The following is a 23,934-nucleotide window of genomic DNA, read 5'->3' on the forward strand; positions in this document are numbered from 1 at the left end:
AAAAATAAAAATGTATACATTTTTGTTGATCTGTTAGGATTGGCTCATTAAAGGAGATATATAATGAATAAAATCTTATCGGATATGAGTTTAAGTGCCGTAGTGGCCGGTTTTGTTGCGGTACTTATTGGTTTTGCAAGCTCAGTTGCCATTGTATTTCAGGCCGCTGATGCGGCGGGGGCTGACGATGCGATGAAGGTGTCATGGATAATGGCACTTGGTCTTGGTATGGGGGCAACCTGCTTCTTTTTATCTTGGTGGTATAAAGCTCCTGTGATTACCGCTTGGTCAACTCCAGGCGCGGCATTGTTAGCGACGAGCCTGAATGAGGCCAGCTACGCGGAATCCATTGCAGTCTTTATGTTTGCCGGGGTGCTGGCGCTTGTCATCGGTGTTACTGGCTTATTTGACCGACTGATGCGTTGGATTCCTTTACCGATTGCATGCGCAATGTTAGTTGGCGTACTGTTCAATTTTGGTGTTGCCATTTTCACTTCTTTGGAAGCTAGCCCTTGGTTAGTGTTAACTATGCTGTTGGCTTATCTTTTCAGTAAGTTAATTTTACCGCGTTATGCCGTTATTATTGTTTTAATTGCAGGCTTGGTGATGGTCTTAATAGAGCCACAAACCAACTTTTCTTCGATTCCGCTTACTATTGGTACGCTACAATGGGTTACGCCTGAGTGGAATACCTCACTAATTTTAGGTGTTGGATTACCTTTATTTATTGTGACATTAACGTCTCAAAATATTCCAGGTGTTGCGGTGATGCGTGCCAGCCATTATCAGACGCCTGTATCGAATATCATTTCATGGACTGGCATCAGTACGGTGCTTTTAGCGCCATTCGGCGGTTTCGCGTTCAATCTTGCCGCGATTACGGCTGCTATTTGTAGTGGCGATGAATGTCATAAAGATCCTGCTAAACGTTATATTGCAGGCATGTCTGCTGGCGTCTTTTATATGCTGGCTGGCTTGGCGGGCGCATCGGTTGTTGGTTTGTTTGCAGTCTTTCCAAAGGCGATGATTGCTGCCTTAGCTGGGATTGCATTGCTTGGAACGATTGGTGCGAATCTAAAAGCTGCATTTGATAGCGATACTTACCGAGAGCCAGCGTTGATTACCTTCCTTACAACGGTATCTGGCGTTTCGTTTTTCGGAGTGGCCTCTGCGTTTTGGGGGATTTGTTTTGGTTCATTAGTGCTCATTATTCAGCGTATTAAGAAATGACAGAATTACTCGATCAATTGAAAGTTGACATTCTAAATGGACAATTAGAGCGAGGTTCACCGTTAAGGCAGCAAGATCTTTCTGAGCGCTATGGTGTCAGTAGAATACCGATTCGCGACGCTATTGCAGTGCTAAAAAATCAAGGATGGTTGGTCGCACATGGGAAAGCAGGAGTAATGGTGCCTGAATTAAACTGGTGCGAAGCAGAAGACTTATATCAAATGCGTGCACTTTTAGAATGTCAGATATTAGAATATGCTATACCGAACATTTCCCATGAAGTTATAGGTAAGGCGCGAGACATAAATCTGCAGTTGAATAGTCTCTCTTTGAGCTTGGTTGAGCGTGGTCAATTAAATTGGGAATTGCATGCTAGCTTGTATAAGGTAGCTAACAGACCCACTTTGTTTAATGTGGTAGCTATTCTCAACGAGCAAGTTCGCAGATATATGGGGTTTCAATATGGCCCTTTAAACTATCGCGATATCAGTCAAAACGAACACGAGCAGTTGCTAAATCACCTATCGGTAGGGGATTCCGAAAAGGCTATAGCTTTGTTACATCGTCATATCGATGAGGCAGGTAAAGAGCTGGTGTCCTATTTGAAAGCAACGAGTTAATGAGATCAATGTAGGTCAAGCTAAGTGGATAAAGCACTTTTTCACAGAAACGCCTCACAGAATTCTACTATTTATGCAGGATTAACTGCATTAGTTGCGGACGAGTTTGAAAACTCAAGAGTGTCGATTCGCCAAATGTTACAGGGCTTAGGTGTTCAGAACGTTGATCAAACAGCCAGTGGCAAAGGTGTATTAGAATCCTGTCGGGCTCGACGTTATGACATTATTTTGTGTGACTTCCGCTTAACCGGCGGAAAAAATGGCCAGCAGGTCCTGGAAGAATTGCGTGAGTTGAAGCTACTCAAGCCAACAAATATTTTTATTATTGTTTCCGCTGAAACCAGCCGAGATGTAGTAATGGGGATTATGGAGTCCCAGCCTGATGAGTATCTTTCTAAGCCTTTTACGCAGGCTGTGCTCGCGCGCCGTTTAGAACGGCAATTCCTACAGACTCAAGCGCTCGCCAAAATGAAGGAAAACCAAGCAAAGGGTCGTTATTCTCAGTTAATTCAAGCTTGTATTGAACATATTCAAGAAGAAGGTCGCTATACCCCTTGGTGTAAGCGTACCTTGGTAGATGCCTATTTGGCGACCCAACAATTCGACCAAGTTGAGCAGTTATGTCAGGCCGAGCTGAGTGTTCGAGATCTAGATTGGGCCTTGTTGGGCCTCGCCAAAAAAGAAGCTGCGCAGGGGCATAACGATGCAGCAATCGTCATACTTGAAAAATTATTACGCCTGTTTCCTCAAACAATTAATGCTTATGATTTGATGGCTAAATGTCTAGAAGACTCAGGTCGACTAGAGGAAGCGCAATCGGTATTAGATGACGCCATTAAGATTTCACCAAGGATTCATAAGCGCCAGAAACATATGGCCACAGTTAGTATGGCTAATGGTGATACTCAAAGCGCTCTTAAAGCCAGTCAGCAAACGGTTCGTCTTGGCATTAATTCTATTCATGAGAACCCAGATGATTATATTCAATTGGTGGATATCGTTGCTGAGTCGGCCGACTCTGTTGAAAGTAGCGTCGATCGAAAGCGATTGCTTAATGAGGCGAGTCAAGCATTGGCAATAGTCGGTAAGCGTTTCGCAGATGACGATTCGGTCAAGTTACGAAAATCACTAGCTGAAAGTCGTTTTCACGCAGCTCAAGGCCAAAAGAAAGAAGCTCAAAATGCGCTAACCAATGCTAAACAAATCGCAGCGGAGATGGAAGGCGGACTTCCTCCGGATTTAGTCGTTGAGTATGGTAAAACGCTCTACAATGCTGGTGAGCATGAACAGGCTGAATCGATTTTAGCCTCATTAGTAAATGACCAAAACAGCAGTGCTCATTTAAAGCAGCTGGCGGCTGATTTCTTGGATGAGCCTGTCAGCTCAGGTGCCAAAGCACAAGCTAAGGCGCTTAATAAAGATGGCCTAGCGAGTTATGCTAAAAAAGAATATTTAGAGGCAATTGAGCAATTCAAAACGGCGCTAAATTATTCTCCAAGACACCCAGGATTGAATCTTAATTTGGTCCAAACCTGCCTTAAATTAATGGAGGCAAAGGGAGAAGAGGCCTATTTAGTAGCAGAGTGCGTACAAGCGTTTCAACGCCTACGTCATGTCTCTCCTGCACATAAGCAGCACAAGCGACTTATCTCTTTGAAAGAATATCTTGTCAAGCATTACAACGTTACATTCTAGGAGCACGCTAGTATGCCTAAGGAAAATCCACTGCACTTTAAAAATGTCATCAGCGCATCGGTACAAGATATGCGTAATTCACTTGGCCAGGTGTTGTATAAGTTGGACACATTGATGGCACAGCATCTCAAGGATGAAGAAAAATACGACTTAGTCGATGCGCAGTATGAAATCGTGCGGATGCAAAACGTGATTAATCAGCTACATGGCTTGTATTTGATTGAAACCGATGCATTAACGGTACAAATGCAAGACTCTTATGTACTTGAGCTACTAGAAGATACCTTGGCTAGCTTTGAAGCATTGTTAGAAAATAAGCAAATTGACGTTGAAGTGTCTGGTGAGGATATTAGCTGGTACTTGGATCCGCATTTAATTGGCTCAATTTTACAAATTATTCTGCTTAACGCCATTCGTTATACCAAAGATAAGATCCAAATTAGTTTAGAACGACAGGATCATGGCTTGATGATTTCTGTGATAGACAATGGTAAAGGCTATCCTGATTCTGTTTTGGAAAGTTTTAATGCATTGGTATCAGGAGAAGTCATTACTGGTGTTTCTGGACAAAATGCTGGATGGTTATATTGCGAGAAGATCGCTAAGCAGCATAAAAATCAAGGTAGAGTCGGTTTCACGAGGCTAGGAAATGATCCAGTTACTGGTGGTGGGCGAATCGACTTGTATATTCCCTGATTTGGAAAGCCCAGAAAACAAAGTTTGTCAGGGCTTTAGCGAGAATGGTTCTTGCTATTGAGGAATATAAATAGCCAGTTTTGCACCACCTAAGCGCTCTGACTTGAGCTTTTTAATGACACCTTTACGATCTTCGATAGAGTGGGCTTCAGCAGAGAGCTCAGCAAAATATAATCCAAGTCCCGTATTTGTAGTGAACAACATATCATCTACTTTTTCGTCATTGGCTGTAAAGCCTTTGCCATCATCTTCAATCGATATGATTAGGTAAGAGTCTTCCATGGTTGCATTGATCTCGATTTTTGACTTGGCGAAGCGCAATGCGTTGTACACAGCAGTGCTGACGACTGCCGTCATTAATCGCTCATCAAAAACAGCCGTTAACATGTCATCCGCTTTATAAGTTAACGACAGCTCTTTCGCCATAGCTGAAGGTTTGAGAGCAAAGACTTGGTCATCTAGAAATTCTTCTAATGCATGTGAGTCATAATTAACATCGTAGCCGTCAGACGCCAATCGATAAAGGTATAGATATTCAACCCATTCATCATTCAGCTGTTTCATGCCTTCTTCGATTTTAGTTAGGGTTTTCTTCCCCTCAGAGCCTAACTCAAGACGCTTTAATGCTTCTAATTGATAGAGGAGGGAACCAAGCTGATTTTTGCTCTCATGTATTGCACTGGCTAGAATAGTAGTTAGTTCAATTTTCTGCATAGGGTTACTTTAAACTCTTGATCTGGTCTATTCGTCTTTTTGACGTTGCGGATAGGGGCGCAGCTTGACCTGATTCGATGTCGTGGTTTAAGACTTCTTCAATTTGATTCATGGTTTTCTTGTCCCCCAATGCTGAGTATAGCTCCATTTCTAACAAATAAGCTTCGCTACGCACTTCTGGAGAATTGAAAAAATTTTGGTGAACTTTACTAAGGGTGGTTTGAAAATTGTCTACTTGTCGACTCGGGATTTCACCTTCCCGAGCCAATGCAACGATTGAGGCCATATGCTGTAAGTAAACTTCTGCTTCATTAAAACAAGAGTGTTTAGCAAGGAACACTGCACGGCGAAAGGACATCTCAGCCATTAGGTTATCATTAACTTCCAAGCTCAATTTACCTAGCTCTATTTGACGCATTAGGTTTTTGGGTGAGCGGCTAACGGCATCCACTAAAACTGCTTGAGCTGAGTCAAGCTCGCCTTTTTTAACTAATGTTTTGGCTAGCCAATCGTAAGCGCTAACAAAAAACTTGTTATCTAGTGTCAGTTGGCGAAATTTTGCTTCTGCTTTATCGATATTGTTCAAGAAATAATGGCATTTAGCTTCACCGAACACTGCCCAAGGCATCTTAGAGTCCTTGCGACTTTCGACAAAAACATCAAGTGCTTCTTGATAGCGTTCTAAACTGATCAAAGCATCACCGATAATACGCTGGCAACGACTTTGTAAAGCAGGGTGTTTGTTGGCTACGACTTTTGCTTCTTGGATGGCGGTATCGTAATCATTGGCATCTAATGCTTTATTAACTTTGATCAGCAGCTCTTTATTTTCCATCAATTTTAACAATCGACGCTCAAGCATGGCTTGAGAAAAGGGTTTGGTAATGTAACCATCTGGGGCGTATTCAATAGCTCCCATCACCATCTCTGTTGATGTTTCGGCGGTAACCATTAGATAGGTTGATGTGTTTGGAATGAGATGAGAATGACGTACTTCTTCCAACAGTTGTTGACCATCTTTACCATTGCCTAAATTGTAGTCTGATAAGATGACGTCATAGGAATGAGAGCGTAATAACTCGATAGCGCTTTCCGCTTTCATAGCAATCTCTATGGATTTAAAACCAAAATCATTCAGCATTTTTTTCTGCATGATTCGAGCTTCAGCCATGTCTTCTATCAGTAATGCCTTTTTATCTGAAAAGTTTGGCTTATTCATCCAGGTTCCATCTCTCTTATACTAAAGGAACGATTTATTCGGGTTTGCAACAAGGTCATCAGAGAAAATCTCATCCTCTTCTGAGCTTTGTTGGGGAATGCTATAGCTTTCACTAGCCCACTCACCCAAGTCAATAAGCTTACAGCGTGCACTGCAAAAAGGTCGATCTTTGTTCTCAGTAGACCATGGAGTCTTTGTGCCACAAGTAGGGCAGGCAATCAGTGTTTTATTTTCCATTAATTTTTAGGATAGCAAGGTTTGTAATTTATTGTGAATTTGTACGACTTTAACACTCAAATCCGCGCTGTTACTAGTATTTTCCAAGATAAAATCTGCTTTGCTACAGCGAGCCTCATTACTTAATTGCGTATCTAAAATCCGTTCTACTTGCTCTTGAGTGTTATGATCACGCTGCATCACTCGTTCAATCTGTAACTCTCTTGGGACACTGATGGCAATTGTATAGTCACAGAGCGTATTTTGTCCTGTTTCAAACAACAAGGGATGCACCAATAGAGCGTAAAGGCCTGACATATTATCGATGTGTTCCATCATGCGCTTGCGAATAGCTGGGTGTGTGATGGATTCAAGTATTTTACGTTGCTCAGGGTCGGAGAACACAATCGTTCTGAGGTTGGCACGGTTCAACTCGCCGTTCTCTTTTACAACTTCTTGTCCAAAATGATTGATGATTTGCTGCAAGCAGTCCTCACCAGGTTGCACCACTTCTCGCGCAACGTCATCAGCATCAATATATTGGATGTTAAGCTCATGAAACAGCTTTGCAACCGTACTTTTTCCAGAACCAATGCCGCCTGTTAGGCCAATCAGCTTGATATGGATTGTGTGATTTTTGATCAAAGATAATATCCTGAATAAAAGTAGCTGAGCGCAGCGACAATTAAATATGGCCCAAACGGGATTTTATTATCTTTGATTTTACCTGTTAATAGGGCGCCAACAATACCTAATAGAGACGCTATTAGCATGATAGCAATCAAAGATGTTCCACCCAGCCAATACACTAAAACTGCTAAAAGTTTGGCATCACCTAAACCAATGGCTTCTATCTTTTTCAATTTAAGAAAAACATAACGCATAAAGTAAATGAAGAAGTATGCAAACAGGCCTGCACTGACATTCTCTAAAATCTGACTTTGATCAGAAAGATGGAATAACCCAGTTGCACAACAAAGAACGACGAAGCTGCACTCGTCAGGTAGCCAGTAGCGCTCAGCATCGATAATCATTGCACATATTAGAGCCGACATTAAAACGCCTAGAAGGATCCATTCTTGCAGACTAAGATTTAACCAATATAAAGGCGCTAAAAGTACAGCAGTTGTGACCTCGATTAATGGATAACGAAGTGCAATATGACTGTGACAATGTCGACAGCGCCCCCGTTGTAACAAGTAGCTCAGTAAAGGAATTAATTCTAAAGGTCCAAGCGTGTGTTTGCAGTGACTGCAGATCGACCGGCCTTTGCTAAACTTTAACGGCTCTGGCTCGTAGTAAGGCAACTCTAGAAACTCATGAGCCTCCTTACGCCATTCGTATTCAGCAAACAGTTGCCAGCGATAAGTGATGGCGGTAAGGGTGCTGCCAATACACAGTAATAAAAGCAGATACAGCAGAAAATAAAAGTCAAAATCCAAGAGCATTGGCATCCATCAAAGGGGCATAAAGTGCTATTAATGTTTGGGTAACAAATATTGCTGCTACCACTATACCTAAGATCGGGAAAGCTTTGGAGATTAGGCTTAGTATTCGTTCATTGTTTTCCTGCCAGGCACTTGCAGCAATTGTTAAGGGGGTAATTAAATCGCCTGTCATGTGAATCTGCTCAAGTTGCGTTTTAACCTGTTCCTCAAACCAATGACTTGGTAAAGCATGTTGAACCGGTCGCCCAGCTTGTAGTAACAAGTAGCATTTGTATAAGTGAAACTTGTCTTGTTTATGGCTGGTTGGTATTAGTTTTTTAACCGCATTTTGCAAAGGCTCACCACTTTGTAATAACGCCACAAGTATCATTAGGGTGTTGTAAATCCTGAGGCTGCGAAGAGTGCGACACATTGTGGGGTAGGCGTGGCCACAGTGTATCCATATGGCGAGGCTTATTTGTAGAAGGCCAATGAATAACCATGTGGTTGCCAGCATAAGCAATGGCTGTTTAGTTAGCAATGCATTCATGAAAGCCAGCAACAAAGACGATTGAATCACTAGAAATGGATAAACTAAGCTCTTTAGTAGCTTATTGCTTAATGTTTGCTGTGAATGGAGTATGTTTTTAGCAACGTTAAGAGCAGCGATCTTGGATTCCTCTGTGCCATCTAGTGGTATGCAACCGGCTAAATGCTTAATGTTGTTAGGCATAAAAATTGTTAACGCTCGGGCTACGTGCTGGCCCTCCGCAAGCATACATTGAATGGCTAAAACATGACGCTGTAAGTCGGAGCCAAATTGTAAATAATTTTGTTTCATTAGGGCACTTTGTAATGAGTGTCCGGTATCTAGGTTGTGTAAGATCTGTTCAAACAACTTTAAACAAGAACGAGGCGACAAAGCTGCGAGTTTAATCGGTTTTAGTTGTTTTAGTGCTGTGCCATGCTCTAGTGCATAGCGATATGCCGAGGTGGTGTTTGGGAAAGATAGGATCAGGTTCTCGTGTATCTGAAACCATGTCATAGGCTTTCTCCATCAACTTGTTGCCACAGCGCTGAATTCTGTATTAACTCGTCATAACAGCTTGGTAGCTTCTCCTGCCATTGCGGTTTTAGTGTGGTAAAAATAGGGCTCTGCTGACCTTCGTGATAATCCATGCATTGATGAATTATCAACTTGATAGTGCTGGCAAATGCGAAGTAGTCAACATTCCAGTTTTTACAGCGATGAACAACATTCAAAGCGCTATTAGTGTGCAACGTAGCAAAGACTAAATGACCGGTTAATGCTGCTGCGATGGCCAGATCAGCAGTTTTTGCATCACGAATTTCTCCGACCATGATGACATCAGGGTCTTGCCGCATAAAAGCTTTCAGTAAGTCATGAGTTGAAATGTCTAAGCTTGGATTTGGTTCGAATTGATAGAGAGTCTCTGTGGGGATCTCTACAGGATCTTCTATAGTGAATATTGCGCGTGAGCCATCATTGATTTCATCAATGCAGGAATAGAGCGTCGTGGTTTTTCCTGATCCAGTGGCGCCGCAAACCAATACCAATCCATGTGGCTGCTCAATCGTTCGTTTTAACGTTTCTAAGGCTCTGGCATTGATGCCTAGTTCGTTGAGCGGTTTCTTGATAGAAGATGTTAAAATACGAAGTGCAAACTTCTCGCCCTGATCAGAACACATAACACTTACACGGATGCAATAAGAATGGTTGTTGTGGCTAAAATTAAATTGTCCTTCTTGTATACGGCGCATTTCTGCGATATTTAATTGAGCGCTGATTTTTATGCGGTTAGCTAGTGTGTTGCCATTTGTATAGCTGCTCCTAGGTGTTAAACGCCCAGCAATACGCCAGCGAGCTTGAACGTTATCCTGCTGAATATGTAAGTGCAAATCACTGGCCTTTAGCTCAATCGTTTTTAGTAGTAGTTGATCAAGGTTCATGGTTGCCTCCTAAGGCTGCTGAGCGATAGGTGAGCAGCGTTCCGGCAAAAGATGCGTCGCTAATGTGGAATCACAAGACCACTTGCCTGTGTTTGCCCGGGCAAAGCGAATGTATTGATTCTCATCAATGCCAATATCATCGTTGAAGCTAATGGATACGGTTCCTTGAAGACTATCTACTTTGGTTAAACTGACTGATTTGATCAGCTCAATGTCTGAATGGTCGGCCTTAAAAGTGGCAAAAGTACTGCTGTCTGGAAATTCTGAGTGCGTGAGTATGTACTCATCAATGTCATTGGTAAGTGTGTTGCTATACAACTGAATATCGACCAAATTTGCTTTGGCGATATGCTTCTCAAAGGACGGTGCCGCAAAGGAAGCAAGAATAGAGATAATAGCAATCACCACCATAAGTTCAATGAGGGTAAAGCCTGACTGGTGGGTGTGACGAAATTGCATCATATATTCCTCCATGAATGATGATGGTATTTAAGTGAGCTTACATCCTGTAAGCCTTATATTTCTAGGCAACTAAGTCTATTTGGCTCCCAGAAGTATGTTTTGAACCCGATCTTTCATAGGCGGATTCAAGCGTTGATCGATTTGTAATGGCATTTTGCTTAGTAGAGTCTTCCTCCCCACTGCCAGCCACTTTTTGCGCCAATTCAGACATAGCTTCAGCGATATTTCTCTGTGCTTCGTTGGCAATGGAACGATCTGCCGAAGAAGGCTCCGCTGGTGCAAGCGCAGCACGGTAGACTTGTTTCATCTTGTCGATGGTGGCTTGTGGATCTCCAGGGATGGTGCTGATATCAATTGGCACTTCACCATCTGTAATGTAACGCTTACCATCAGGTCCTTGCTCATAGCTGTAAGAAGGGGAGCCTGCATATTGGCCGCCAGTTGCGGCATGAGCTTGCTCGTGAACACGTACTTCCTCATCACGGGCTTTCAGCTGTTTAACTTGGTCTTGCTCTTCTTCGGTTAAGCCTTGTTCATCGCTTTCTTCGCTGTCTGCTGCGTCACTATCTGCGAGTGTTTCGGATGGCTCAGATTGTTCATCAGGCTTTGCTACGTTGTTTGATTCAGGTTCTTGCTGCTCTTTTGCAAGTAAACCTTGCGCATCTTCCGATAAGCTGACGGTGTAGTCGGATGTTGCACGGCTAGAAATCGGATTGTGCTCAATTTCAGAGTCTTTAGATAAGTTTTGGCCAGCAGGTGTCCCGCTCAGAACAGAGCGTTCGTTAGAAAAGCGATGTGCTTCAATAGCGTGTGGAATACTACCTGACATAAAAAAAGGCCCTTTGCTTAATTGGTTAAATTTAAACAAACGGCCGTTTTTTGTCTAGATTGTGATCAATAAAAGCTTAATTATCGATCTGTCCAGCCTGAATAGCAGTAATGGCGATGGTATAAACAATATCATCGACCAAGGCGCCACGAGATAGATCATTGACGGGTTTGCGGATGCCTTGCAGCATAGGACCAATGCTTACTACTTCAGCACTGCGTTGTACGGCTTTATAAGTCGTATTGCCAGTATTTAGGTCGGGGAAGATAAACACTGTCGCTTTACCTGCAACTTTACTATTGGGTGCTTTTTGGCTGGCTACTTTTTCCATGATCGCGGCATCATACTGAAGTGGGCCGTCGATAAGTAAGTCTGGGCGGCGTTCTTGGGCGATACGAGTGGCTTCACGAACTTTATCAACGTCATTGCCAGCGCCTGAACCACCAGTACTATAACTGATCATCGCCACACGTGGGGTAATGCCAAACGCTTTGGCAGACATAGCACTTTCAATGGCAATTTCAGCTAATTGCTCCGCGGTCGGATCAGGGTTAATGGCACAGTCACCATAAACTAGGACTTGGTCAGGTAAACACATAAAGAATACCGACGATACTAAACTTGAATCAGGAGAGGTCTTGATTAGCTGCAATGCTGGGCGAATGGTATTTGCCGTAGTGTGCATGGCACCAGATACCAAACCGTCGACATCATTTTGTTCCAGCATCATGGTGCCTAATACGACGTTATCTTCGAGTTGCTCACGGGCAACAATATCGGTTAGACCTCGGTGCTTACGGATGTCTACCATAGGAGCGACGTATTTATCACGAATGGTATTAGGGTCAATGATCTCTACCCCGTAGTTCAATTCAATACCATTATTGTGAGCAATACGTTGTATTTCATCAGGATTGCCAAGTAAGGTGCAGCGAGCGATGCCGCGCTCAGCGCAAATAGATGCGGCTTGAATGGTGCGAATTTCTTCACCCTCGGGCAGCACAATACGCTTGTTTAACGCTCTTGCTTGTTCGATCAATCGGTAACGGAACGCAGGTGGCGACAATTTACGCTCTTCATCGTTCAAGGCAAAAGTGTTAATCCAGTCATGATCAATACAGCGTGCGATATGCTCTTTAACGGTTAAAATTCGTTCTTTGTCATCCAGAGGGATTTCTTGGTTAAAAGACTGCATCTTGATCGCTGTGTCCCAGCTATTCGAGTCGACCGAAAGAATCGGAAGCCCTTTAGCCATAGCCTTACCACATAAAGTCATTAGGGCTTCACTGGGTTGGTAACCACCAGTCAAAACCAACGCAGCAATTTTAGTATCATTCAAAGCGGCGATGGCCGTTGCCATGATGACGTCGGTACGATCCCCTGGTGTAAAAACCAATACGCCGGGGCGTAATGCTTCCAGCATATTTTCTACACCACGAGCACAAAGGGTGTAGGACTGAATGCGGCGTTGTTCCATCTCACCAGCGTTAATAATGCTAGCGTTCATGAAATCTGCCACGTCTTTAACGCGTGGGTACGTCAGCTCTTCCGAGACTGGGATTTGGCCTAAAAGGCTAAAATTACGCTTAAAAATAGGGCGCTGCGCAAAGCTATCACCATAAGACTTCATGCCCAAAGAGCCGGGTTGGGTTTTGTTGAGAATACAGCCGATTACGTCATCTGCCTTAATGCCGCCGTAGGAGCCTGCGGCAATTTCAACGTGATGCTCAAGCTCAGTGACACGCATTTTGTTTGGTGCCGTTACCAATACGATACCTGCATCTAAAGTTCTTGCGATGGCTTTATTTAGGCGAGTGGCGTAGGGATGGCCGGGAATTTGTGCCAAGCCTTCAACAATTACAGTGGAATCTGGTTCAATGCTGGCTTGGAAGCGACCAACGACTTCCTCCATGAGTTCATCGATTGCATCGTTATATAGGTAACGTTCTGCTTCATGTAATGGAATGGGGTCCGCTGGGCGTAACGTTGAGCCTTGAGCAACCATGGCTGTAGAGCGGTCTGGGCCGGTATCATCAGGGTGCGGTTGAGCAATTGGCTTAAAAAAGCTGGCTTTTAACCCCTGTTGTTCTAGTGCTCGAACTAAGCCAACAGAAACCGATGTCAACCCGACACCAGGACCCGTTGGAACGGTCATTAGGACATTTGTGGACATATGCTTCGTGGTTCCTTAGCGATGTTGCTCTGTTTCGGGTCGATTGATTAACGCCAAGGTGTCTTGCGCAATCAATAATTCTTCGTTGGTTGGAATAACCCATGCGAAAGCGGAAGAACTCTGTTTTGATATTCTTGATATTTCACCGCGCGGGCACATTTGGTTAGCGTGCTGATCCAGTCGAATGCCCATCATTTTGAGGCGATCACATATTTTACTGCGGATGACCGGTGAATTTTCACCAATTCCGCCAGTAAACACTATGTGCTCAACACTGTCTAAATTGGTTGCAACAGCCGCCAAATGTTTAGCGGCTTTTGAGGCAAACATATTAAGTGCTAACTCAGCGCGATCGTCACCAGCAGCTTGAGCCGTTTCAATGGAGCGGCAATCGTTGGAGATTTCAGAGATCCCTTTTAAACCACTTTCTTTATTTAAAATATCCAGTGCTTGTTTCATGGTGATGTGTTCGGCATCACTGATAAAGGCTAGTAGGCTTGGGTCGAGACTACCACTGCGTGTGCCCATCATTAACCCTTCTAGCGGCGTGATCCCCATACTGGTATCGACTGACTTTCCTGCTCTGATAGCACAGACACTGGCGCCATTACCAAGGTGAGCCACAAGCGTGTTTTGTTGTCCATAAGTCTCGTCCAGTGAGGCAAGCTTTTGTTCAATAAAGCGGTAGCTGGTGCCATGAAAGCCGTACTTGCGAAAATGATGTTCGCGGTAGAGTCTCATTGGTATTGGGTAAAGGTATTGATCTGCCGCCAAAGTCTGGTGGAACGCAGTATCAAACACGGCGACTTGTGGTAAGTCACCAAACAAGGCTTGAGATTCTTTTATGCCTTTTACATGCGCGGGGTTGTGTAAAGGCGCAAACTGTGAGCACTCTTCAATACCCTGTAGAACGTCTTTATTAATGACTACCGACTTGGTGAACAACTCGCCACCGTGGACCACACGATGACCAATGCCAACAAGCTTTATATCCAAATCACTGTGCTGATCAATCCAGTTTTTGATTGCCGTGACTGCACCTCGGTGGTCATTTTCATGTAGTGGCTGCTCATGTTTTTTGCCATCATACTTAAAAGTGATAATGCTGTGCTCTGATCCTAAGCGTTCGGCGATACCTTCCATTAGAGGGGGGGATTCTGAGCCATCCATAATGGCAAACTTAAGTGAAGAGCTGCCGCAATTAACGACAAGAATCTGTTCCATTGCTACTAAGACTCCTTGGTTACTCGTAGTGATAGATCAATGGCTTGAATATGCTTTGTCAAGGCACCCACCGATATAAAGTCAACGCCTGTCGTTGCGACCTCTTTGATATGTGCATCTGTCATATTGCCTGAGGCTTCAAATTTCACCTGACCTTTAAATTTTTGCACGGCAGTGGACATATCTTCTAATGAGAAATTGTCCAACATGATGATATCAGCACCAGCGGTCACTGCTTGAGCGACTTCATCTAGATTTTCTGTCTCGACTTCAATGGGTTTGCCTGGTGCTACCACTTTAGCTTGTTTGACTGCCGCTTCAATCGAACCTGCAGCCATGATGTGATTCTCTTTAATAAGGAACGCATCATACAGGCCAACCCGGTGGTTTGAAGCACCGCCCACTTTAATCGCGTACTTTTGCGCTAGTCGGAAGGTTGGAATAGTTTTGCGCGTATCCAAGATAGTCAGTGGTTGATTCTCAACCAATTTAGCGTAGCGGCGTGAAATGGTTGCTGTGTAGGACAGCATTTGGATGTAGTTTAAGGCGGTGCGCTCGCCGGTTAGGATGCTACGAGCATTACCTGAAAGCTTCAAAAAAGGCGTATTCGGCTGTAAATCGTCGCCTTCATTGGCGAGCCAGTGCACTTCAACGCTAGGATCAAGCTGCTGGAAAACTTCGTTCGCCCATGCTTGCCCGCACAGAACGGCATTTTCTCGGCTGACAACGAGTGCTTCTATGGTGTTGCTTTCAGGTATCAGTTGGGCAGTGATATCACCAGAGCCAATGTCTTCTTCTAGGGAAAGTGAAACGTGCTGTTTGATGTGTGCTTGGAGTTGCTCTGAAAGGGTTGTCATTACGTCTGTCCAATTTAAAAGGCCTATATACGACTGCAATTGTAACGAGTATCAAAGCTTTAGTCAGTTTAGAAATGGGTTTTGTAGCAATTGTTAGAAGTGGATTGTATTTGATCACAATAAATAATCTTTATGGTTGATATTCGTGTTGAAAATGATTAGCGTGATGCTCAGTAAAAGTGTGTGTTTGAATCATTGTAAAGATGCTTTTTGTACAAAAAACAATCACTTTAAGCGTTTAGGGCGCCTTTAAAAGGCGCGATATTTCGCTCTGTATCTATTCCTTGCAGGCATTAGGTGGTAATCTAGGCCGCGTTTTTTGTACCAACTCACGGGAATAACGGCCGCAGCAATGCAGTAAAATGCGTGCAAACAGCGTAAAGGAAGCGGTGATTTTAGTGATGTTTCGGCGTCTCTGAAGCTGTTTAAGTGGCATCAGTTAATGTCGGTTTTAGCTTTCTGCACTGCAAAACAGTGTGCAGAGTGTTAGGGCCGCGAAGGTTTGTTAATCAAACTTATAAACGGAAACAGACTAACCCGAATCGAAAGGGTAGTCGGTAATGATGGCGACAGGCATCTAACTAGAATAAAAAGCATGTTCACAATCAAGCCTACATACATAAGGCACCATAGATAGGTTAGTTTTACTGTATGTAAGTATCGGCTGAACTCAAGATCACAGGTGAGTTCGTACGGTCTGTTTAAACTGCTCTTAGGTTTGCGACACAACCAAATGCGCCTAAGAGTTTGAAGAACTGTTCTAATAGCGGGGGTTATAAACACTATGACGGAGCAGCATATCCTCGAAGATATCGATCCAATTGAAACCAAAGAGTGGGTCGATGCGCTCGAGTCTGTCCTTCGAGAAGAAGGTCCTGAACGTGCCCAGTATATTCTGGATCGCCTAAGTAAAGAGGCTGTTAAGCTAGGCACTCCAATGCCTGCGTCTATTACTACGCCATACCGAAATACGATTGCACCACAAAACGAGAAACCATTACCAGGCGACTTGTTTATGGAGCGTCGTATTCGTTCTATTATTCGTTGGAACGCATTGGCGATGGTAATGAAGGCAAACCGTGAAGACTCTACTTTGGGTGGACACATTACAAGTTTCTCTTCAGCAGCAACTTTGTACGATATCGCGTTCAACCACTTCTTCCGTGGTGCTAGCGAAACTCAAGAAGCTGATATGGTTTTCTTCCAAGGTCATATCGCACCAGGTATCTACGCGCGTTCATACGTAGAAGGTCGTTTGACTGACGAACAGCTAGATAACTTCCGCCGTGAAGTAGATGGCAAAGGTCTATCTTCTTACCCACACCCTTGGTTGATGCCTGATTACTGGCAATTCCCAACGGTATCGATGGGTCTTGGTCCGCTACAAGCTATCTACCAAGCACACGTAATGAAGTACCAAAATAGCCGTGGCCTTGTAAACCAAGGTGATCGTAAAGTTTGGGCATTCCTAGGTGATGGTGAGTGTGACGAGCCAGAATCACTAGGTGCTATCGCACTTGCGGGCCGCGAGAAGCTAGATAACCTAATCTTCGTTATCAACTGTAACCTACAGCGTCTAGACGGCCCTGTGCGTGGTAACAGCAAAATCGTTCAAGAGCTTGAGGGCGTATTCCGCGGCGCAGGCTGGAACGTAGTGAAATGTCTATGGGGTCGTCATTGGGACCCACTTTTTGAAAAAGATGAGAAAGGTCTTCTTCAAAAACGTATGGATGAAGTATGTGACGGCGAATTGCAAAACTACAAAGCAAACGGCGGTGCATACACTCGTGAGCATTTCTTCGGCAAATACCCTGAATTGCTAGAAATGGTTAAGGACATGTCTGACGATGACATTATGAATCTTAACCGTGGTGGTCACGACCCTTACAAAGTCTATGCAGCGTATGCAGCGGCAACGTCCCACAAAGGCCAGCCAACTGTTATCCTTGCGCAAACCGTTAAAGGTTACGGTATGTTTAAGGCAGCAGAAGCGCAGAACACTGCTCACCAAACTAAGAAACTGGATGAAGAGTCTTTGGCTCAATTCCGTGACAAGTTCGGTATCCCTATCAGTGATGAAGAGCTAAAAGATCTTCCTTACTACCGTCCTGCTGAAGACAGCCCAGAAATGAAGTACTTGCGCTCTCGTCGTGAAGTGCTACACGGCGACTTCCCAGTGCGTCGTAAAGAGTGTGAGGCGTTAGACGTTCCTACACTGGAAGACTTCAAAGCTCAGCTTAAAGGCACTGCTGGTCGTGAAATTTCATCGACTATGGCGTTTGTTCGCTGCTTAAACAACATGGTTAAGCATAAAGGCATCGGTGAGCGCGTTGTGCCTATCGTTGCCGACGAAGCACGTACTTTCGGTATGGAAGGCATGTTCCGTCAACTGGGCATTTACTCATCTGAAGGTCAGCGTTACACGCCTCATGACCACCAGCAAGTGATGTTCTACAAAGAATCTGAGAAGGGTCAGATTCTGCAGGAAGGTATCAACGAAGCGGGTGCGATGTCTGCATGGTTGGCGCTGGCGACTTCTTACAGTAACAGCAACTACCCAATGATTCCTGTGTACATCTACTACTCAATGTTCGGTTTCCAACGTATTGGTGACTTGGCTTGGGCGGCAGGTGACTCACAAGCCCGTGGTTTCTTGTTGGGTGCAACAGCTGGTCGTACAACCCTAAACGGTGAAGGTCTACAGCACGAAGATGGTCATTCGCATATCCTTGCGGGCACTATCCCGAACTGTGTGTCTTACGATCCTACTTACTCATACGAAGTAGCTGTTATCGTGCAGGACGGTCTTCGTCGCATGTACCAAGAGCGTGAGAGCGTGTTCTACTACCTAACAGTCATGAACGAGAACTACGAACACCCAGATATGCCTGAAGGTGTTGAGGAAGGCATTCTGAAAGGGATGTACAAGTTCAAGTCTGTTGAGAAGAAAGGTAATAAACAAACTGTTCAGCTTCTAGGTGCTGGCGTCATTCTACGTGAAGTAGAAGCAGCGGCAGAAATCCTAAGCGAAGAATTTGGTGTTAACTCTGATGTATGGAGTGTGACTTCTTTCAACGAATTGCGTCGTGAAGGTCTTGATGCAACACGTTGGAACATGCTGCACCCAACAGAGCAGCCACGCCTATCTTACGTAGAGCAGTGTCTAGGTGATAAAGGTCCAGTAATTGCGTCAACTGACCACATCAAACTTTACGCAGATCAAATTCGCCCATTCGTTAACAGCACTTACAATGTATTAGGTACTGATGGCTTTGGTCGAAGCGATACCCGCGCCAAACTGCGTCACTTCTTCGAAGTAAACCGTTACTGGGTAGTGGTTTCTGCTCTGAGCGCTCTAGCGAAAGACGGCAAAGTGAAAGCTGAAGTCGTTGCTGAAGCAATTAGCAAATTTGGTCTTGATCCTAACAAGCCAAACCCAGTTACCTGCTAGTAAGCGGACTAATCGGGACTGAGTCGAGTCGGTCGAAGATCGGCTCAGTTTGTAAAAGTTTGATGCGTCTTTACGACAAAGGAGATTTCCGTGAGTACTGAAATCATTCGAGTACCGGATATTGGTGGCGCGACTGACGTCGATGTAATCGAAGTTAGCGTCAAAGTTGGCGACATTATTGAAGTTGACCAATCAATTATCGTATTAGAGACAGATAAAGCGTCTATGGACGTTCCGTCTCCAGTAGCAGGTAAAGTAACAGCGATCTCTGTAAAAGAGGGTGATACGGTTTCTGAAGGTAGTGAAGTTCTTACTATCGAAGTGGAAGGCGCGGCATCTGCTGAAGAGCCTGCTCAAGAAGAACCAAAAGCAGAATCTGCACCGGCTCCCAAAGCCGAGCCTGCACCTCAAAAAACGGCAGCAGCAACAACAGCTGAGCAAACTGTATCAGTGCCGGATATCGGTGGCGCTACAGGTGTTGACGTTATTGAAGTGTGTGTAGCAGAAGGCGACGAAGTTTCTGAAGGTGATTCGATCATTGTTCTGGAAACTGATAAAGCCTCTATGGATATTCCATCTCCAGTAAGTGGCAAAATTGCTAAGCTGCTTATCAAAGAAGGTGACACTGTATCTGAAGGTGACGCTATTCTTGTGGTTATGGCTGAAGGCTCCGCGTCAGCAGAGGCTGACTCTGAGGCTCCTGCTGCAGAAGCTGATACTCCAGCTCCACAGGCGGCGCCAGCCCAAGCTGCAGCACCAGTTGCGGGTGGTGTAGAAAAAGTAAACGTTCCAGATATTGGCGGCGCAACTGATGTTGACGTCATTGAGGTGTCTGTTGCGGTAGGCGACAAAGTTTCTGAAGGTGATTCAATCATCGTTCTTGAAACGGACAAGGCGTCTATGGATATTCCTGCACCAAAATCAGGTACGGTTAAGTCTCTTTCTATTAAAGAAGGCGATAAAGTATCTGAAGGCACACTGATTCTTGAGCTTGAAGTGGAAGGTTCTGCTCCAGCAACGTCAGCTCCGTCGAAGCAAGAAGCACCTAAAGCGGCTGCTCCAGCGAAACAAGAAGCACCAAAAGCAGCTGCGCCTGCAGTTGATCAAGGTGCTGTACTTTCTTCACCAAACAAGAAAGTACATGCAGGTCCAGCTGTTCGTTTGCTAGCGCGTGAGCTAGGTGTTGATTTGTCTTTGGTTCGTGCAACAGGCCCACGTGGTCGTATCACAAAAGAAGATCTACACGCTTACGTGAAAGCTGCTGTTCAGAAAGCTGCTTCAGCTCCAGCGGCAAGTGCAGCGGTTGCTGAAGGTGCGGGCATTCCTCGTGTACCTGAGATCGATTTCAGCCAGTTCGGTGAAGTTGAAGTCGTTAAGATGAGTAAGATTCAAAAGATCACGTCGTTCAATATGACGCGCTCTTGGTTGAATGTTCCTCACGTAACACAGTTCGACAAAGCGGATATCACGGATCTAGAAGAGTTCCGTAAAGTGCTGAAACCAGAAATGGAAAAACAAGGTGTGAAACTGACACCGCTTCCCTTTATGATCAAAGCGGTTGCACAAGCACTGGTTAAGAACCCAGCGTTCAACGTATCTCTTCATGCTGACGGCGAAAGCGTTGTGCAGAAGAAATACGTTCATATCGGTATCGCGGTAGACTCTCCTGTGGGTCTAGTGGTACCTGTACTACGCGATGCGGATAAGAAATCGGTTGTTCAAATCGCAACAGAAGCGGGCGAGCTAATCAAGAAAGCGTTGGCTAAACAGCTGAAGCCTGCAGATATGCAAGGTGGCTGTTTCACTATCTCTAGCCTAGGTGCTATGGGTGGTACTGGCTTTACGCCAATCGTTAATACTCCAGAAGTGGGTATTCTTGGTGTTTCTAAAGCAGATGTTGAGCCTCGCTGGAACGGTAAAGAGTTTGAGCCACGTACAATGCTTCCATTGTGCTTGTCTTACGATCACCGTGCTGTGAACGGCGCTGATGCGGGTCGCTTTATGACTTACTTGAATGCATTGCTAAGCGACGTTCGTCGTCTAACTCTGTAATCAAGTTGTTGTGATAATGCAGTGAAAAGGCAGCCAAATGGCTGCCTTTTTTATTGCTATTTTTTCTAATCCGCAAAAAACTCTTCAATTTTGTCTCTTTGCCACATAGCGTCTTTGAAGCCTAGCTCCATCAAGGCTTTGCAATATTCAGGTGTAAATAGCAAATAGCTGGCAGCCGACGAAGCATTGCTGCTTTGATTGCCGCTGGCGGTTCGCAACAGCTTTTGAATGTGGCGCGGTAAAGAGTCTAGGTGCTCGTTTGCTAGAACGTTTAGGCCTTTTGAAGGTGAGATAATTAACGTCTTGCGCAGAGCAAGCTCAGGTGGTCGTTGATCCTCGGGTACTAATTCCAATACACGGTTTAACGTTTCAATATGGGTGATATCATCGTCGATGGTGTCCAAGAAAGCACTGTTAAATAAATGCCCTAATACTTGAACAATAGAAGGTTGCTCAGAATCTTCAGTGTTCGTGGATTGTTGCCATTCAATTGCTTGACGATTATCACTGACGCCGATAATGAATAACTTCTGAGCCCCCAATCGCATAGCGGGCTTGATAATAGAGCCTAAACGGACGGCGCCGTCGCCATAGTAATGCTGACCAATCTTACGGGCTGGAAATATGCCTGGGATAGCACTGGATGCAAGTAAGTGATCAATTTTAATGGCTTGTTTTACGCCTGACTTACGGCCAATGTTCCAGTTGCTGATCTCGGGATTTGAGGTTTGGAAAAAAGTGGTGGAATTACCATTGCTATAGTTAATCGCTGTCACTGCTAGGGTTTCAATCAGGCGCTGATTAAGAGAGACAGCAACATCATCCAGATTTAAATGGTGTAGCAACAGCTCTTCAAGCGGACTATTTGTCATCAGCGAGAGTTGATTGCCATTTCGTTGACTCAAGAAAATATTGGCAATACTGCGGGTTATAGATGAGGCAATTGGCCAGCGACTAACTTGATAGACCTGATCAGTCGTCAAATTGCTCCAGATATAGGTTAAATCTCTTACGCCACGATTAAAATTACTCGCACATGTAGCAAGTAATGCTGCATTCAGGGCGCCCGCTGAAGTGCCACACAGGATAGGGAAGGGTATTGATCGATGTTGGGGCACGAGTTTTGCAACGGCTTGCAATACACCAATTTGATAGGCGCCGCGTGCACCACCGCCAGACAACAAAAGGGCTGATTTCGACGTCATACTGCTCTCCTACTTCCTCAGTCCACTATCTGAGCATAGCTAAGCTTATTTCATTTTGCAGTGCAATCTTGTGGTGCAAGCGTAACTTTACGTTCGAATTGTCTGTGTAGTACTGATTTGTCTTTGCAGTGTAAGAATTACATTGTAAAAACAATAAATTATTGATTTTCATCGGTTATAGATTGCAACTTAAAGCGCGTTGCAAGACTATGAATAAATAGAATACATATGACAGGGGACTATATTTATATGGCGATTCATCCTCAAGCAGGGCAGCTTGCTTCATCTGACATCTTGGTCAATGTGCCAAAACTAATGAGTGCATATTATGCCTTGAAGCCAAATGCTGATTATGAGACGGAAAAAGTAAGCTTTGGTACGTCAGGGCACCGTGGTAGTGCATTTTCAAAAAGTTTTAATGAGGCTCATATTCTAGTAATTTGCCAAGCTATCTGTGAATACCGTCAATCACAAGGCATTGATGGACCGATTTATTTGGGTAAAGACACTCATGCTTTATCTGAGGCCGCCTTTGCAAGTGCTTTGCAGGTTTTGGTTGCGAATGGTGTACGAGTTCGTGTTCAAAAAGGAGATGGTTTTACACCAACACCGGTAATTTCCCATGTCATCCTCACGCATAATAAAGTTTCTAAGGATCAGGCAGACGGAATCGTTATCACACCGTCTCACAATCCACCTGAAGACGGCGGCATTAAATATAATCCACCCAAGGGTGGGCCGGCTGATAAAGACATTACCGACTGGGTAGCCAAACGCGCTAATGCATTGCTTACTGATGGTCTGGCCGAAGTTAAAACAGTATCTTTAGAAACGGCGCTCGCCAGCCAGCTGATTGAGCCATTTGATTACATTGAGCATTATGTTGCGGATCTTGAGAATGTGATTGATATGGCCGCCATTTGTGAAGCTAAAGTCCGTATTGGTGTAGATCCGCTGGGCGGATCGGGAATCGCTTTTTGGCAGCCAATCGCAGAACGCTACGGTTTGAATATCGAAGTGGTAAACGATCGTGTAGATCCAACTTTCGCTTTCATGCCACTGGATAAAGATGGCCGCATACGAATGGATTGCTCGTCCCCTTATGCCATGAACAACTTGCTGAAAATTCAAGATCAATTCGATGTGGCAGTAGGTAATGATCCTGACTATGATCGCCACGGTATTGTGTGCCCTGGATTTGGATTAATGAATCCTAATGCGTATTTAGCGGTTGCGATTGAATATCTGGCGACTCATCGTGATTGGCCTACAGATATTCAGTATGGTAAGACCTTAGTATCCAGTGCCATGATTGATCGTGTGGTGGCGTCGTTAGGGAAATCTCTTTGTGAAGTGCCGGTCGGTTTTAAGTGGTATGTTGATGGCTTGTTCGACGGCACCATGGCATTTGGTGGCGAGGAGAGCGCAGGGGCCTCATTCTTGCGTCGTGACGGTAGCGTATGGTCGACAGATAAAGATGGCTTTATTCTCGCCTTGTTGGCAGCAGAGATCATAGCGGTGACGGGTAAAAATCCTGCACAACTAGCAGCAGAGCAGGCCCAGCGTTTTGGTCAGCCTTATTATAAGCGTATTGATGTGGCGGCAACGCCAGAGCAGAAAGCCATTCTAAGTAAGCTTGAGGCTAGCTCGGTCAACGCTGACACACTCGCTGGTGATGCTATTGTGAGTAAGCTCACTCATGCTCCAGGTAATGGCGCCGCTATCGGGGGCTTAAAAGTGTCAACAGATAACGGCTGGTTCGCTGCGCGTCCATCAGGAACTGAGAACGTTTATAAAATTTACCTAGAAAGCTTTGTGTCAGAAGAGCACCTAGCCCTATTAGAAAAAGAAGCTGTGGCTTTAGTGAACAGTGTTTTAGGCTAGTGTTATAAG

General features: G+C 44.6%; 20 protein-coding genes. 7 read left to right on the top strand and 13 right to left on the bottom strand.

Annotation, left to right across the window (positions count from 1 at the left end; all coding sequences use genetic code 11):
• The first annotated feature begins 63 nt into the window (after positions 1–63).
• From ASC49_RS06320 to ASC49_RS06335, 4 genes are read left to right on the top strand one after another with little or no spacing between them, the layout of a single operon-like run.
• Positions 64–1,230 carry a benzoate/H(+) symporter BenE family transporter gene (locus tag ASC49_RS06320; protein ID WP_055462383.1) on the top strand — a complete coding sequence of 389 codons (1,167 nt, stop codon included), beginning with the start codon at positions 64–66 and terminating at the stop codon, positions 1,228–1,230.
• Positions 1,227–1,850, top strand: coding sequence for a GntR family transcriptional regulator (locus tag ASC49_RS06325; RefSeq protein WP_055462384.1), 624 nt, complete (start codon positions 1,227–1,229; stop codon positions 1,848–1,850). Before ASC49_RS06320 ends, ASC49_RS06325 begins: the two co-directional genes overlap by 4 nt.
• Before the next feature lie 24 nt (positions 1,851–1,874).
• Positions 1,875–3,545 carry a tetratricopeptide repeat protein gene (locus ASC49_RS06330; protein ID WP_055462385.1) on the top strand — a complete coding sequence of 557 codons (1,671 nt, stop codon included), beginning with the start codon at positions 1,875–1,877 and terminating at the stop codon, positions 3,543–3,545.
• 12 nt (positions 3,546–3,557) lie between these two features.
• Positions 3,558–4,241: a sensor histidine kinase gene (locus ASC49_RS06335; protein ID WP_055462386.1), complete on the top strand. Its 684-nt coding sequence runs from the start codon at positions 3,558–3,560 to the stop codon at positions 4,239–4,241.
• A 54-nt stretch (positions 4,242–4,295) separates the two neighbouring features.
• Here ASC49_RS06335 and ASC49_RS06340 read toward each other — a convergent pair whose 3' ends face one another.
• From ASC49_RS06340 to nadC, 12 genes are all read right to left on the bottom strand, one after another.
• A complete protein-coding gene (locus ASC49_RS06340) occupies positions 4,296–4,955 on the bottom strand; it encodes a sensor histidine kinase (RefSeq protein WP_055462387.1) in 660 nt (219 codons plus the stop codon).
• A gap of 4 nt (positions 4,956–4,959) precedes the next feature.
• On the bottom strand, positions 4,960–6,174 hold the full coding sequence (locus ASC49_RS06345; RefSeq protein ID WP_055462388.1) for a response regulator: 1,215 nt from the start codon (positions 6,172–6,174) through the stop codon (positions 4,960–4,962).
• A gap of 21 nt (positions 6,175–6,195) precedes the next feature.
• The gene (locus ASC49_RS19580) at positions 6,196–6,411 is read right to left on the bottom strand and encodes a DNA gyrase inhibitor YacG (protein ID WP_072242056.1); all 216 of its coding nucleotides are present in this window, start codon (positions 6,409–6,411) and stop codon (positions 6,196–6,198) included.
• A 6-nt stretch (positions 6,412–6,417) separates the two neighbouring features.
• Positions 6,418–7,035, bottom strand: a complete 618-nt coding sequence (gene coaE / locus ASC49_RS06350; protein WP_245624653.1) for a dephospho-CoA kinase — start codon at positions 7,033–7,035, stop codon at positions 6,418–6,420.
• Positions 7,032–7,832, bottom strand: a complete 801-nt coding sequence (locus ASC49_RS06355) for a prepilin peptidase (RefSeq protein WP_162265197.1) — start codon at positions 7,830–7,832, stop codon at positions 7,032–7,034. The genes coaE and ASC49_RS06355 overlap by 4 nt, the downstream gene beginning before the upstream one ends.
• The gene (locus tag ASC49_RS06360; RefSeq protein WP_162265198.1) at positions 7,822–8,658 is read right to left on the bottom strand and encodes a type II secretion system F family protein; all 837 of its coding nucleotides are present in this window, start codon (positions 8,656–8,658) and stop codon (positions 7,822–7,824) included. Before ASC49_RS06360 ends, ASC49_RS06355 begins: the two co-directional genes overlap by 11 nt.
• A gap of 200 nt (positions 8,659–8,858) precedes the next feature.
• Positions 8,859–9,788: a GspE/PulE family protein gene (locus ASC49_RS06365; protein WP_055462391.1), complete on the bottom strand. Its 930-nt coding sequence runs from the start codon at positions 9,786–9,788 to the stop codon at positions 8,859–8,861.
• 9 nt (positions 9,789–9,797) lie between these two features.
• Positions 9,798–10,250 (bottom strand): pilin, encoded by a 453-nt coding sequence (locus tag ASC49_RS06370; RefSeq protein WP_055462392.1) that lies wholly within the window; start codon positions 10,248–10,250, stop codon positions 9,798–9,800.
• 61 nt (positions 10,251–10,311) lie between these two features.
• Positions 10,312–11,079 (bottom strand): putative metalloprotease CJM1_0395 family protein, encoded by a 768-nt coding sequence (locus tag ASC49_RS06375; RefSeq protein ID WP_055462393.1) that lies wholly within the window; start codon positions 11,077–11,079, stop codon positions 10,312–10,314.
• Positions 11,080–11,155: 76 nt separating this feature from the next.
• Positions 11,156–13,252, bottom strand: coding sequence for a phosphate acetyltransferase (gene pta, locus ASC49_RS06380; RefSeq protein ID WP_055462394.1), 2,097 nt, complete (start codon positions 13,250–13,252; stop codon positions 11,156–11,158).
• Positions 13,253–13,267: 15 nt separating this feature from the next.
• Positions 13,268–14,476 carry an acetate/propionate family kinase gene (locus tag ASC49_RS06385; protein ID WP_055462395.1) on the bottom strand — a complete coding sequence of 403 codons (1,209 nt, stop codon included), beginning with the start codon at positions 14,474–14,476 and terminating at the stop codon, positions 13,268–13,270.
• Between the two features lie 5 nt (positions 14,477–14,481).
• A complete protein-coding gene (gene nadC / locus ASC49_RS06390) occupies positions 14,482–15,333 on the bottom strand; it encodes a carboxylating nicotinate-nucleotide diphosphorylase (RefSeq protein ID WP_055462396.1) in 852 nt (283 codons plus the stop codon).
• Between the two features lie 784 nt (positions 15,334–16,117).
• Here nadC and aceE point away from each other — a divergent pair.
• Together aceE and aceF are read left to right on the top strand one after the other, a co-directional pair.
• Complete coding sequence (gene aceE / locus ASC49_RS06395; protein WP_055462397.1) at positions 16,118–18,784, top strand: pyruvate dehydrogenase (acetyl-transferring), homodimeric type; 2,667 nt, start codon at positions 16,118–16,120, stop codon at positions 18,782–18,784.
• Between the two features lie 90 nt (positions 18,785–18,874).
• Positions 18,875–20,836 carry a pyruvate dehydrogenase complex dihydrolipoyllysine-residue acetyltransferase gene (aceF, locus tag ASC49_RS06400; RefSeq protein ID WP_055462398.1) on the top strand — a complete coding sequence of 654 codons (1,962 nt, stop codon included), beginning with the start codon at positions 18,875–18,877 and terminating at the stop codon, positions 20,834–20,836.
• Between the two features lie 65 nt (positions 20,837–20,901).
• Here aceF and ASC49_RS06405 read toward each other — a convergent pair whose 3' ends face one another.
• On the bottom strand, positions 20,902–22,041 hold the full coding sequence (locus tag ASC49_RS06405) for a patatin-like phospholipase family protein (RefSeq protein ID WP_055462399.1): 1,140 nt from the start codon (positions 22,039–22,041) through the stop codon (positions 20,902–20,904).
• Positions 22,042–22,290: 249 nt separating this feature from the next.
• On the opposite strand from ASC49_RS06405, the gene pgm reads away from it, so the two are divergent.
• A complete protein-coding gene (gene pgm / locus ASC49_RS06410) occupies positions 22,291–23,925 on the top strand; it encodes a phosphoglucomutase (alpha-D-glucose-1,6-bisphosphate-dependent) (protein ID WP_055462536.1) in 1,635 nt (544 codons plus the stop codon).
• Positions 23,926–23,934: the final 9 nt, after the last annotated feature.

The organism is Marinomonas fungiae, from assembly GCF_001418205.1.
Taxonomy (GTDB): Bacteria; Pseudomonadota; Gammaproteobacteria; order Pseudomonadales; family Marinomonadaceae; genus Marinomonas; species Marinomonas fungiae.